Genomic DNA, 12,838 nt, shown 5'->3' on the forward strand with positions numbered 1-12,838 from the left:
AATTATTTATTCTTGGTTTTCAATTTCAGTTGAATCAACACCATCAATCAAATCAGTTCCTTCTTCTTCATTCTCATCTGATTCTTCTTCACGCATTACTTTACAAACTGCCGCAATCGAGTCTTTACCTTTAATATTAATTAAGCGGACTCCTTGTGTTGCACGTCCCATAACACGTAAATCAGAAACTTTCATACGAATCGTTAAGCCTGATTTATTGATAATCATTAAATCATCCTCGTCAGTCACATTGTTAATCGAAATCAATGCTCCTGTCTTTTCGGTGATGTTTAAGGTCTTAACCCCTTTACCACCTCGGTTGGTAATACGATACACATCTTCTCCGTCTTCATCCACTAATTTAGTACGTTTTCCGTAACCGTTTTCAGTAACAACCAACAATTGCGTTTCGTTCACATCTTTAGTATCTACAGAAACCATGCCAATAACTTCGTCTTTTTCGTCCGCCAGCGTAATCCCTCGAACTCCTGAAGCTGTGCGACCCATCGGACGTGTTTTACCTTCTTCGAAACGGACTAATTTACCTGACTTAACTGCTACCAACACCTGACTTTCTCCTGTTGTTAACTTTGCTTCCAATAATTCATCACCGTCCTTAATCGTAATTGCAGCAACACCATTTGTTCTTGGACGCGAATATTGCTCTAAAGACGTTTTCTTAACCTGACCTTCTTTAGTAACCATGATAACATAATGGTTGTTGATATATTCCTGATCTTTCAAATCCTGAGTACAGATAAATGCTTTTACTTTGTCATCCTGCTCAATGTTGATAAGATTTTGAATTGCTCTTCCTTTTGCTGTTTTACTTCCTTCTGGAATTTCATACACGCGCATCCAGAAACATTTTCCTTTTTGTGTAAAGAACAACATGTACTGATGGTTTGTTGCCACATACATATGCTCAAGGAAATCTGAATCACGGGTACCGGCCGATTTTTGGCCAACTCCACCTCTATTCTGTGTTTTATACTCAGATAGAGATGTACGCTTAATATATCCGGCGTGAGAAATCGTGATCACCACCTGCTCATCGGCGATTAAATCTTCAATACTTACATCACCACCAGAATATTCAATAGTTGAACGACGTTCGTCACCATACTTATCTCTGATTTCAGCCAATTCGTCTTTAATTACTCCCATACGCATTTCTTTGCTGGCAAGTAATTCTTTCAAATAGTTGATGGTTTTCATGATTTCATCATACTCAGCACGTAATTTATCTTGTTCAAGACCCGTTAACTGACGTAAACGCATCTCAACAATGGCACGTGCCTGGATTTCCGATAAATTGAAACGTTCAATTAACTTAGCTCTCGCTTCATCACCATCTTTTGACGCTCTAATTAACGTAATAACTTCGTCAATATTATCTGAAGCAATAATTAAACCTTCTAAAATGTGTGCTCTTTCTTCCGCTTTTCTTAAATCGAATTGTGCCCTACGCGTTACAACATCATGTCTGTGTTCAACAAAATGATGAATCAAATCTTTTAAATTCAACATTTGCGGTCGGCCTTTCACCAATGCAATATTGTTAACACTGAAAGATGATTGTAACTGTGTATATTTATATAAGGTATTTAAAACTACATTAGGAACTGCATCGCGCTTTAAAATATAAACGATACGCATACCGTTTCTGTCCGATTCATCACGGATAGTGGAAATACCTTCAATTTTTTTATCATTAACCAAGTCGGCAGTATGCTTAATCATATTTGCCTTATTTACCTGATATGGAATTTCGTTAACAATAATTGCTTCACGACCTTCAACTTCTTCAAAACCAACTTTAGCCCTCATAACTACACGTCCACGACCAGTTTTGAACGCCTCACGAACACCATCCATACCATAAATAACACCTCCTGTAGGGAAATCAGGTGCTTTAATATGCGTGATTAACTCATCAATTTCGATGTCATTATTATCAATATAAGCTAAAGTACCATCGATAACTTCGGTTAAATTGTGTGGCGCCATATTAGTCGCCATACCAACTGCAATACCGGATGCTCCGTTCACTAGTAAATTAGGAACTTTAGTTGGCATTACTTTTGGTTCTTCTAAAGTATCGTCGAAATTTAACTGAAAATCTACCGTTTCTTTTTCTATATCAGCAAGCATCTCTTCCGAGAACTTTTTCATTCTTGCCTCAGTATAACGCATCGCTGCCGGACTGTCACCGTCAATCGAACCAAAGTTACCCTGTCCGTCAACCATTAAGTAACGTAAACTCCAATCCTGAGCCATACGTACCATGGCATCATAAACCGAAGAATCTCCGTGCGGGTGGTACTTACCCAACACCTCTCCAACGATTCTAGCTGATTTTTTATGAGCTCTGTTTGAATATACTCCTAATTCATGCATCCCGAACAATACTCTGCGATGTACTGGTTTTAGACCATCTCTTACATCAGGTAACGCACGCGACACAATAACTGACATCGAATAATCGATGTAAGCTGATTTCATTTCGTCTTCAATGTTAATTGGAATTAACTTTTCTCCTTCAGACATAAGTATTTATGTTATTAATTTATTTATTATTCAAAACGCGCTAATATACGTATTTCTGACTTTTTTACCAGCATGACAAACATCTAATTTCAATTTTTTATTAACAATTAAAACAAATACTTTGGTTGATAAATTAAGGTAATTTTAACTTGGTTTTCAAATAATTTTTCGTCAATTAGCTGTCAGTACTACTATGAACGGAATGATTTTTGCTTTTCCTTTCATAAATCATTAAATTTACATTCAAATCCTTTTTAAGTCATGGATGATAATTTTTCACCAAGAGTCAGAGATGTAATCACTTACAGTAAAGAAGAGGCCTTACGTTTAGGCCATGATTTTATTGGAACCGAACATCTGATGCTTGGCATTTTAAGAGACGGAAGCGGAACTGCCATAAATATTCTTAATAATTTGTCAGTCGATTTAGAGCATTTACGACGAAAAGTTGAAATTTTAAGCCCTCCCAATCCAAACCCTGCCTCAAGCAACGACAAAAAAAACCTGCACCTAACCCGGCAGGCCGAAAGAGCACTCAAAACTACTTTTCTGGAAGCAAAAGTTTTCCAGAGCAGTACAATCAGTACCGGACATTTACTATTGTGTATTTTACGCAACGAGAATGATCCTACTACTAAATTATTAAACAAGCTGAAAATCGATTATGATACAGCAAAAGAACAATATTTAACTATGATGCCAAACGAAGAAGATTTTCAAGACAATTTCCCTAAAAATGAATCTTCATATGGGGACGATTCAGGACAAGATGACAGCTTAAGAGAAGGAAACTTCAACAATCCTGCCAATAAATCCAATAAGAAATCAAAAACCCCGGTTCTGGATAATTTTGGACGCGATTTAACAGAAATGGCTGAAGAAGGAAAACTAGATCCGGTTGTGGGGCGTGAAAAAGAAATCGAGCGTGTTTCCCAGATTTTAAGCCGCAGAAAGAAAAACAACCCATTATTGATTGGCGAACCGGGCGTGGGTAAATCTGCTATTGCAGAAGGACTGGCCTTACGCATCATTCAAAAGAAAGTTTCCAGAATTCTTTACAATAAAAGAGTTGTTACTTTAGACCTGGCTTCTCTTGTTGCCGGTACAAAATACCGCGGACAATTTGAAGAAAGAATGAAAGCCGTAATGAATGAGTTGGAAAAAAATGACGATATCATTCTATTCATTGATGAAATCCACACAATCGTGGGTGCCGGTGGCGCTACAGGTTCTTTGGATGCGTCAAATATGTTTAAACCCGCATTAGCACGTGGAGAGATTCAATGTATCGGTGCCACTACATTAGATGAATACCGTCAGTATATAGAAAAAGACGGAGCTTTAGAACGTCGTTTCCAAAAAGTAATTGTTGAACCAACATCAATTGAAGAAACAATCACAATTTTGAATAATGTAAAAGGCAAATATGAAGACCATCATAATGTAGTTTACACTTCTGAAGCAATTGAAGCCTGTGTGAAATTAACAGAAAGATACATGTCTGAAAGATTCTTACCAGACAAGGCAATTGATGCTTTGGATGAAGCAGGATCCCGCGTCCATATCACCAATATTGATGTTCCGAAACAAATTCTGGATTTGGAACGCCAATTGGAAGAAGTTCGCGAACTTAAAAATTCTGTTGTTAAAAGACAAAAATATGAAGAGGCTGCTAAACTCCGTGATGATGAAAAACGTCTGGAAAAAGAACTGGCAATCGCACAAGAACAATGGGAAGAAGATTCAAAAAATAACCGCATTCAGGTAACAGAAGATAACGTTGCCGATGTAGTTTCAATGATGACCGGAATACCAGTTAACCGTATTGCTCAAACCGAAAGTAATAAGTTAGCAAAATTACCTGAACTTATTGAAAATAAAGTTATTGGACAAAAAGATGCTGTACAGAAAATTGCCCGTGCCATCCAAAGAAACAGAGCTGGTTTAAAAGATCCAAACAAACCAATCGGTTCATTTATTTTCTTAGGTCAAACCGGTGTTGGTAAAACACAATTAGCAAAAGTACTGGCTAAAGAATTGTTTGATTCTGAAGATGCTTTAGTACGTATTGACATGAGTGAATACATGGAAAAATTTGCCATTTCCAGATTAGTTGGTGCGCCTCCGGGATACGTTGGCTATGAAGAAGGCGGACAATTAACCGAAAAAGTTAGACGCAAGCCTTATTGTGTAGTTTTATTGGATGAAATTGAAAAAGCGCATCCGGATGTATTCAACATGATGCTTCAGGTATTGGATGACGGTTATTTAACTGACAGCTTAGGTCGTAAAATTGACTTCAGAAACACGATTATCATTATGACATCCAATGTTGGGGCACGTCAATTAAAAGATTTCGGTCAGGGAGTTGGTTTCGGAACTGCTGCCAAAGTGGCGCAAGCTGACGACAATTCAAAAAGCATCATTGAAAATGCGCTTAAAAAAGCATTTGCTCCTGAATTCCTGAACAGAATTGATGATGTTATTGTATTCAACACATTGGAAAAAGAAGATATCGATTTAATCATCGAAATCGAATTGAAAAAACTATACGGACGCGTTAAAGATCTGGGGTACGACCTACGATTATCTGACGAAGCCAAAGCTTTCATTGCTGATAAAGGATTTGACAAGCAATTTGGCGCAAGACCTTTAAAACGAGCTATTCAAAAATATGTTGAAGACGCATTGGCAGAAGAAATAATTACTTCAAAAATCCATGAAGGTGATATTATCGAAATGGATTTGGATACTGATGCCCAAGAGCTTAAGGTCAAAATCAAAAAAGCACAGAAGCCTACTAATTAGTAGGCTTTTTTTTTTGAAATAATGTACTTACCTTAGTTTTTTGAATAAAACTATATCTATGTCTCAAAGCAAAGTAATTATTGGTAGTGAAGAGTGGTGTTCCTTTCCTGATTTAGGTATTCCTTACATTAAAGCAAGAGTAGATTCAGGAGCAAAAACATCATCCTTACATGCTACTAATATTGCGCCATTTACAAGAAATGGTGAAGATTGGGTTAAATTTGACATTAATCCGCTTCAGAATAATTCCAAATTAGTCAAACACTGCGAAGCAAAACTTATAGACAAACGAGTGGTAAAAAGCTCAAGTGGTTACCGCGAACAGCGTTTTGTCATTCAAACAGAATTAAAAATCGGGGAAGAAAACTGGCAAATCGAAATGACATTAGCCAACAGGGATTCCATGGGATTCCGGATGCTTTTAGGAAGAGAGGCCATGATTGGAAAATTATTGGTCGATCCGGAAGAAAAGTATTTATTGGGTCAGCCAACATTTGATGAAATTAAAAACTATTACAATGTAATAAAAGAAACGAAAAATGGTTTAAGAATTGCATTATTAGCCAGTAATCCAGAGTTATATAGTAATAAAAGAATCATTGAGGCAGGTGAAATAAGAGGCCATCAAATGGAATTCCTAAACATAAAGGAATGTTACATAAAACTAGATGCAACCACCCCCGAAATACACTATCGAGGTGGAAGGGTTTTGGATAATTTTGACGCAGTAATTCCAAGAATCCGTCCCAGCATGACCTTTTACGGATGTGCTTTAACACGCCAATTTGAAGCCATGAAAGTATTTACTTTAAATTCGGCTGCGGCTATTACACAATCAAGAGATAAGTTATTTTCATTGCAATTATTGCTTAGAAACGGTGTTGACATACCGACTACAGGATTTGCAAATTCACCTTTGGATACCAATGATTTAATTAATATGGTAGGCGGCTCTCCTTTAATCATAAAACTTTTGGAAGGAACCCAAGGAAAAGGTGTGGTGTTAGCAGAAACCAAAAAAGCTGCCGAATCGGTAATCAATGCTTTTAAAAGCTTAAATGCTAATATTTTAGTTCAGGAATTCATCAAGGAAGCAAACGGAAAGGATTTACGTCTTTTTGTTGTTGACGGTAAAGTGGTTGCCGCTATGCAACGTGAAGCTGCTCCGGGTGAATTCAGGGCGAATATCCATATGGGAGGTACAGCTTCAGTCATAAAAGTTACGGCCGAAGAGAAAAAAATTGCGATTAAAGCAGCTAAGGCAATGGACTTAAAAGTTGCCGGTGTTGACATTATCCGTTCCTCAAAAGGTCCATTGTTGCTTGAAGTAAACTCCTCTCCCGGATTAGAAGGCATTGAAGGCGCAACACATAAAGATATTGCCGGTGAAATGATTAAGGCAATCGAAAAAAGCTTAAAAATCAAGATATGAACCCTTACTTAGATATTGTATTGCGAAGTATTGCCGTGTATTTATTCATGGTAATCGCTTTACGTATCTTCGGAAAAAAGGAATTATCACAACTTAATTCTTCCGATATTATCCTGATCTTATTAATCAGTAATTCGGTTCAAAACGCTATGGTCGGCCCTAATACTTCCTTACTGGGTGGAATTACGGCCGCTTTTGTATTGTTTATAATCAATTTTCTTTTCAAAAAAACCATTCTTAAATCCACTTTTGTCAAAAATCTCATATTGGACAAACCGGAAATATTGATACATGACGGAAAAACCGAATATGACACTCTTGCTAAATTAGGAATTACATCTGACGAACTGGAAGAAGCCATGCGCGAACACGGTGTATTAAAATATGACGAAGTCAAATTGGCTATGTTTGAAACCGATGGAAACATCAGTATTATTTCAGGTAAAGAAAATTTAAAGCATACAAAACATAAAAGAAGAATTCATAAATCTCTAAATTAAAGAAAATGAATGAAGAAAACCATTACGCTCTGGCCGAAATGTTAATCAGAAAACCTGTTGGCTTGGTTTTCGAAGCTTTTATCAATCCTGAAATCACTAGTAAATTTTGGTTCACAAAAGGTTCAGGAAAACTAGTTGAAGGTGAAAAGGTCGATTGGACTTGGAAAATGTATAATCATACAGTAACCGTCTTTGTCAAGGAAATTTCAATTAACAAAACTATCAAAGTTGAATGGGGAAACTATGATGAATTGTCTTCTGTTACCTGGACATTCAAAGAAATTGACACAGATAGCACATTTGTAAGTGTAAAAAATGAAGGCTTTAAAGGTGACTCTGATAAAGTTCTATCACAAGTCAGGGATTCTACCGAAGGATTTACTTTGGTTTTAGCCGGTTTAAAAGCGTATTTAGAGCATAACATCCAATTAAATTTAGTCGGAGACCGATTTCCAAATCCATAAAACATGAACAAAAACAGACTCGAAGCTTTCAGTGACGGCGTGCTAGCCATAATTATCACTATCATGGTTTTGGAATTAAAAACACCTGAAGGTACTAATTTCAATGCGCTTCTGAAACTATTCCCGATATTTATCAGTTATGTACTGAGTTTTATTTACGTTGGTATTTATTGGAACAATCACCATCATATGATGCATACCGTAAAAAAAGTGACAGGAGGTATTTTGTGGGCCAATCTTCATTTATTATTCTGGCTTTCACTTATTCCTTTTGCTACAGCCTGGATTGGAGAACATAACTTTGCTCCATTCCCAATGTTTTCATATGGATTTGTGCTTTTAATGTGTGGTGTAGCGTACAACATTCTTCAAAATCAGATTATCAAAACACAAGGTGAAAATTCTTTATTATCAAAAGCTGTCGGTAAAGACTTTAAAGGTAAAATTTCTCCAGTTTTGTATTTAGTAGCAATATTATCTACCTATTATCATGAAGTTTTTTCCGGTATTATTTATATTTTAGTGGCACTGATGTGGCTGATTCCAGATAAAAGGATTGAAAAAATTATTGATAACGAATAAACTCAGAATTATGGAAATGAGAACCCAATGCGAAAAATGCAACACAACATTAAACAATCAATCCGAAGCTTATATCTGTAGTTATGAGTGTACCTATTGCCCAGATTGTTTTCATGAATTGAATGCAATTTGCCCGAATTGTTCAGGCGAATTGGTAATCAGACCCAAACGCAAACCAAAAACAGACTAATATGCCTACAATTTACCACGACTTTACCATAAATTCTAGTCCTGAAAGGGTTTTTGAAACAGTTTCCACTCCGTATGGACTCGACAACTGGTGGACACAGCGCTCCAGCGGTAAACAGGAAATAGGATCTGTATTCAATCTCTTTTTCACGGAAGAATACAATTGGTTTGCCGAAGTCAGCGTCCTGAAACACAATGAGCAAATCGAATTCACAATGGTTAAAGCAATGGCCGATTGGCTGCCTACCAGCTTTGGATTTATTTTAAAAGAAGAACAAAGAGGAATTACCACTGTTGAATTTTACCATAAGAATTGGGATTCTGTCAGTAAAGAATATAGAGTAGCCAGTTTTTGCTGGGCCAATCTTTTACGCCAAATGAAACAATATTTAGAAGAAGGAATCATAACACCATTTAACGAAAGAAACTAACTATGAACATTATCGCAATAATTTTAATCGGATTTGTAATATTCATCCACATTTACATCGTTTGGCTTGAAATGTTTGCCTGGACAACCCGTGCAAAAAAAGTATTCAGGACAATTCCGGAGCATTTATTTGAACCTACTAAAGTTTTGGCTGCAAACCAAGGTTTATATAACGGGTTTTTGGCAGCAGGGCTAATCTGGTCGTTTTTTATCCAGAATGAAGAATGGAGTAAAAATGTAGCTCTGTTTTTTCTTGGATGTGTTGCCGTTGCAGGCATTTACGGAGCTATAACTGCTTCCAGAAGAATTTTATACGTACAAACAATCCCAGCAGCTTTAGGAATTTTAGCCGTTTTATTCCTTTAATTTTACCGGAATATAAATATCCTCTTCCGAATCAGGATTCATAGGATCATATTTCCCTTCAGGTATAATTTCAAAGTGAGGACGTGAATTATCCAGCTTATAATTTGACGCCGGAATACACTCACTAAAAATTTTTTCAAAAAAAACAGGAGCCTCTATGACATTTCCCTTATACGGAAAAACAGCATACAAGCCTCCTGTTAAATTGTATTGTTCCAATTCATTTGGGATTGCATCAAAGTTGACTACTTCAACTAAAGCCCATTTTGTAAATTGCAATGTAGGATCTTGCATAAAATCATCAGAATAAATCTGTAATGAAATGCGCTCTCCTCCTATTCTATTCTGAACTTTTTTTACCAGCGGCATGAAACCTGCCCATAATTGTCCTGTTTTATTCACTACAAAAGACATTGATAATGATTTACCAACCAGTTTTTTCGGTGCAACAGAAACAATTTCGAAATTCATTTTTATTCTAATTCATCGATTTGAAAACTGTTCAGGAATTCAATTGATTTTTCAATATCATAATGTAAAATTCGGTCTTCATTCACTAACGGAACTTCTTCACGGTATGATTTCAGGAACATTTCAATGAATTCACTTGATTGCAAAGGTCTTCTGAATTCAATTGCCTGTGAAGCATTCATTAATTCAATTGCTAAGATACGCTCCAGATTTTCCATGATTTTCAAGCATTTGGTAGCAGCATTTGCTCCCATCGATACATGATCCTCCTGTCCATTACTCGACACAATACTGTCGATACTTGCCGGAGTGGCCAATTGTTTATTCTGACTTACGATACTTGCTGCCGTATACTGTGGAATCATGAATCCTGAATTCAATCCCGGATCACTAACCAGGAATGCAGGCAATTCTCTCAAACCAGAAATCAACTGATAGGTTCTTCTTTCTGAAATACTTCCTAATTCTGCTAATGCCAATCCAAGGAAATCAAGTGCTAAAGCCAAAGGCTGTCCATGGAAATTTCCTCCCGAAATAATTAAATCATCTTCATAAAAGATATTGGGATTATCCGTAACTGAATTTATTTCCGTTTTGAAAACCTTTTTAACATAATCGATGGTATCTTTCGATGCTCCATGCACTTGTGGAATACAACGGAATGAATATGGATCCTGAACATGTTTCTTAGGTTGCTTGATAATCTGGCTTCCGTCCAGTAAATCCTGGAAACGCTGTGCTGTCACAATTTGACCTTTATGCGGACGTACCATGTGGATTAATTCATTGAATGGCTCGATTCTTCCGTCAAAACCTTCTAATGAAATTGCTCCGATAACATCGGCTAAATAGGAATACTTGATAGCCTTTAGCAAAGTATAACATCCGTAGGCACTCATAAACTGGGTCCCATTCAATAAAGCCAGACCTTCTTTAGATTTCAAAGCAATTGGTTCCCAGCCCATCTTGGCCAAAACTTTTGAAGCCGGCTGACGGAATCCGTCAACATAAACCTCACCTTCTCCAATCAAAGGAAGACATAAATGTGCCAATGGAGCTAAATCTCCCGAAGCTCCCAACGATCCTTGGGTGTAAACAACAGGTAAAACATCATTATTATAAAAATCAATCAATCGCTCAACTGTTTGTAATTGAACGCCTGAATTTCCATAACTCAAGGATTTGATTTTTAATAACAACATGATTTTAACCACTTCATGAGGTACTTCGTCTCCCGTACCACAGGCGTGAGATTTCATTAAGTTTTCCTGAAGCTTTGTCAGGTTTTCGTTTGAAATTTTAATATTGTATAAAGAACCAAAACCGGTATTGATCCCATAAATAGGATCGGTTTGTGATTCCATTTTTTTGTCAAGATATGCACGGCATTTTTCAATGTTTACGCGGGCTTCTTCCGATAATTGTAGTGTGAAATTTTGTGAAACGATTTCATGAAGCAATTCTAATGAAAACACATCAGAACTGATATAATGTACTGTATCCATCTTAGTTAGTTAAATTGGACTCCAAAATTCAGTAAAAAAGCAGTGAAATCAAAATAAATATTAGGAATTAATTAAGATTTATAATTCTCTTAATTCCTATATTTGATTCAATAAACAACATAACTATGAAAAATACAATTTATGCATTGTTTGCATTACTCATATCCTTCAATGCATTTTCCAAGGAAAAGATATCACTTTCGGGAAAAATAACAAATTCGGTTGACAATAAACTGACAATTAAAGGCGAATCATTTGAAAAAGCAATTACCTTAAAGGCTGATGGTTCATTTACCGAATCTTTTGAAATAGATTACAACGGAAGTTATACTTTAATGACTAAAAATGCCCGTATTCCTCTGTATTTGGGAAAAGGCTCAAAACTAGTGATTAATGCAGATGATAAAGACTTTGTAAAAACACTTAAATTTTCAGGTGCCGGTGCAGTCGAGAATACATTTTGGCAACAAAAAAACGAATCCGTTAATAAAAGTCTAGGCAATCAGACTGAATTTTATTCACTTGAAGAGACAGCTTATATAAATAAAGTTAAAGAAGTAAAAAACAACATTTTAACCATTTACAGTTCTACAAAATTTACAGATAGTTCCTTTAAAGCAAATGAAAAGAAAAACATTGATTACTTTGAATTGCTACAATATTTGATATACCCGCAGTATCACGCCCATTATGCTAAAAAAGAAGGATTTACCCCTTCAGCTACATTCCCAAAATTGGATCCTGCTTTTGATTTGGACAACAACAATGAGTATTTGTTTTCAAACTCATACAAACAACTGGTATTCAATAGTTTTAGTTATAAAATTGCTGAATTAGCCGGTAAAGAAGCTGAATATACTTCTCAATATTCATTACCGGAATTAAAAAAAATAAAAAGTCCAGCAATCAGAGCATCGCTTATCCAGACAATCGCATATGAAGTAAGTGCCGGCAATCCTGACGCAGAAAAACTTTACAATGAATTGATTGTATTATCTTCTGATGCCAAATTCAAAGAAAGTCTGACCGCCAAATTCAACCAAATCAAAACCCTTACTCCCGGAAAAACATCTCCAGTTTTCGATTATGAAAACTTCAAAGGTGGAAAAACTTCATTAGAGAGTTTGAAAGGTAAGTACGTTTACATTGACGTATGGGCAACCTGGTGCGGGCCTTGTCGCCGTGAAATTCCTTCACTTCAAAAAGTAGAAGAAGAATACAAAGGAAAAAATATCGAATTTGTCAGTTTATCAATAGATCAGAAAAAGGATTATGACAAATGGCGCAAAATGGTAGAAGAAAAATCATTAGGCGGAATTCAATTATTTGCTGATAATGATTGGAATTCTCAATTTGTAAAAGAGTATGCCATCGAAGGTATTCCTCGTTTTATTTTAGTTGATCCAAACGGAAATATTGTATCAGCCGATGCTCCACGCCCTTCCGATCCGAAACTGATAACAAAATTCAAGGAATTGGGAATCAAATAATAAAAAAAGAGCTTCACTTTGAAGCTCTTTTTTTATTGGTTTTTATGATCT

Annotated in this window: 12 protein-coding genes; 9 read left to right on the forward strand and 3 right to left on the reverse strand. The window is 36.2% G+C overall.

The features are described 5' to 3' along the window. Nucleotides 1–6: 6 nt before the first annotated feature. The gene (gyrA, locus tag NAT51_RS02355) at nt 7–2,550 is read right to left on the reverse strand and encodes a DNA gyrase subunit A (protein ID WP_250594721.1); all 2,544 of its coding nucleotides are present in this window, start codon (nt 2,548–2,550) and stop codon (nt 7–9) included. A gap of 261 nt (nt 2,551–2,811) precedes the next feature. Here gyrA and NAT51_RS02360 point away from each other — a divergent pair, with 261 nt between their 5' ends. From NAT51_RS02360 to NAT51_RS02395, 8 genes are read left to right on the forward strand one after another with little or no spacing between them, the layout of a single operon-like run. Further along, nucleotides 2,812–5,358, forward strand: coding sequence for an ATP-dependent Clp protease ATP-binding subunit (locus tag NAT51_RS02360; protein WP_250594723.1), 2,547 nt, complete (start codon nt 2,812–2,814; stop codon nt 5,356–5,358). A 58-nt stretch (nt 5,359–5,416) separates the two neighbouring features. After that, complete coding sequence (gene rimK / locus NAT51_RS02365) at nt 5,417–6,790, forward strand: 30S ribosomal protein S6--L-glutamate ligase (RefSeq protein WP_250594725.1); 1,374 nt, start codon at nt 5,417–5,419, stop codon at nt 6,788–6,790. Beyond that, on the forward strand, nt 6,787–7,290 hold the full coding sequence (locus tag NAT51_RS02370) for a DUF421 domain-containing protein (RefSeq protein WP_250594727.1): 504 nt from the start codon (nt 6,787–6,789) through the stop codon (nt 7,288–7,290). The genes rimK and NAT51_RS02370 overlap by 4 nt, the downstream gene beginning before the upstream one ends. 5 nt (nt 7,291–7,295) lie before the next feature. After that, on the forward strand, nt 7,296–7,754 hold the full coding sequence (locus tag NAT51_RS02375) for an SRPBCC family protein (RefSeq protein WP_250594729.1): 459 nt from the start codon (nt 7,296–7,298) through the stop codon (nt 7,752–7,754). A 3-nt stretch (nt 7,755–7,757) separates the two neighbouring features. Beyond that, a complete protein-coding gene (locus NAT51_RS02380; protein WP_250594731.1) occupies nt 7,758–8,336 on the forward strand; it encodes a TMEM175 family protein in 579 nt (192 codons plus the stop codon). A 10-nt stretch (nt 8,337–8,346) separates the two neighbouring features. Further along, complete coding sequence (locus tag NAT51_RS02385) at nt 8,347–8,526, forward strand: DUF1272 domain-containing protein (RefSeq protein WP_250594733.1); 180 nt, start codon at nt 8,347–8,349, stop codon at nt 8,524–8,526. 1 nt (nt 8,527) lies between these two features. Beyond that, nucleotides 8,528–8,956 carry an SRPBCC family protein gene (locus NAT51_RS02390; RefSeq protein ID WP_250594735.1) on the forward strand — a complete coding sequence of 143 codons (429 nt, stop codon included), beginning with the start codon at nt 8,528–8,530 and terminating at the stop codon, nt 8,954–8,956. 2 nt (nt 8,957–8,958) lie between these two features. Continuing rightward, entirely contained in the window at nt 8,959–9,321 is a 363-nt protein-coding gene (locus NAT51_RS02395) for a DUF1304 domain-containing protein (RefSeq protein WP_250594737.1), read from the forward strand. On the opposite strand, the gene NAT51_RS02400 is transcribed toward NAT51_RS02395, so the two are convergent. Further along, nucleotides 9,310–9,792, reverse strand: coding sequence for a GyrI-like domain-containing protein (locus NAT51_RS02400; RefSeq protein WP_250594739.1), 483 nt, complete (start codon nt 9,790–9,792; stop codon nt 9,310–9,312). The genes NAT51_RS02395 and NAT51_RS02400 overlap by 12 nt on opposite strands. A 2-nt stretch (nt 9,793–9,794) precedes the next feature. Beyond that, complete coding sequence (gene hutH / locus NAT51_RS02405; protein ID WP_250594741.1) at nt 9,795–11,297, reverse strand: histidine ammonia-lyase; 1,503 nt, start codon at nt 11,295–11,297, stop codon at nt 9,795–9,797. A 125-nt stretch (nt 11,298–11,422) separates the two neighbouring features. On the opposite strand from hutH, the gene NAT51_RS02410 reads away from it, so the two are divergent. After that, a complete protein-coding gene (locus tag NAT51_RS02410; RefSeq protein ID WP_250594743.1) occupies nt 11,423–12,787 on the forward strand; it encodes a TlpA family protein disulfide reductase in 1,365 nt (454 codons plus the stop codon). Nucleotides 12,788–12,838: the final 51 nt, after the last annotated feature.

The sequence above is a fragment of the Flavobacterium amniphilum genome (genome assembly GCF_023634845.1).
Classification (GTDB): domain Bacteria; phylum Bacteroidota; class Bacteroidia; order Flavobacteriales; family Flavobacteriaceae; genus Flavobacterium; species Flavobacterium amniphilum.

What these genes read in the sequence shown, in the direction of transcription:
- NAT51_RS02395 (WP_250594737.1), top strand. Translation starts at nt 8,959, where the DNA reads ATGAACATTATCGCAATAATTTTAATCGGATTTGTAATATTCATCCAC.
- hutH (WP_250594741.1), bottom strand. Translation starts at nt 11,297, where the DNA reads ATGGATACAGTACATTATATCAGTTCTGATGTGTTTTCATTAGAATTG.
- NAT51_RS02400 (WP_250594739.1), bottom strand. Translation starts at nt 9,792, where the DNA reads ATGAATTTCGAAATTGTTTCTGTTGCACCGAAAAAACTGGTTGGTAAA.
- NAT51_RS02360 (WP_250594723.1), top strand. Translation starts at nt 2,812, where the DNA reads ATGGATGATAATTTTTCACCAAGAGTCAGAGATGTAATCACTTACAGT.
- NAT51_RS02410 (WP_250594743.1), top strand. Translation starts at nt 11,423, where the DNA reads ATGAAAAATACAATTTATGCATTGTTTGCATTACTCATATCCTTCAAT.
- NAT51_RS02390 (WP_250594735.1), top strand. Translation starts at nt 8,528, where the DNA reads ATGCCTACAATTTACCACGACTTTACCATAAATTCTAGTCCTGAAAGG.
- rimK (WP_250594725.1), top strand. Translation starts at nt 5,417, where the DNA reads ATGTCTCAAAGCAAAGTAATTATTGGTAGTGAAGAGTGGTGTTCCTTT.
- NAT51_RS02375 (WP_250594729.1), top strand. Translation starts at nt 7,296, where the DNA reads ATGAATGAAGAAAACCATTACGCTCTGGCCGAAATGTTAATCAGAAAA.
- gyrA (WP_250594721.1), bottom strand. Translation starts at nt 2,550, where the DNA reads ATGTCTGAAGGAGAAAAGTTAATTCCAATTAACATTGAAGACGAAATG.
- NAT51_RS02370 (WP_250594727.1), top strand. Translation starts at nt 6,787, where the DNA reads ATGAACCCTTACTTAGATATTGTATTGCGAAGTATTGCCGTGTATTTA.
- NAT51_RS02385 (WP_250594733.1), top strand. Translation starts at nt 8,347, where the DNA reads ATGGAAATGAGAACCCAATGCGAAAAATGCAACACAACATTAAACAAT.
- NAT51_RS02380 (WP_250594731.1), top strand. Translation starts at nt 7,758, where the DNA reads ATGAACAAAAACAGACTCGAAGCTTTCAGTGACGGCGTGCTAGCCATA.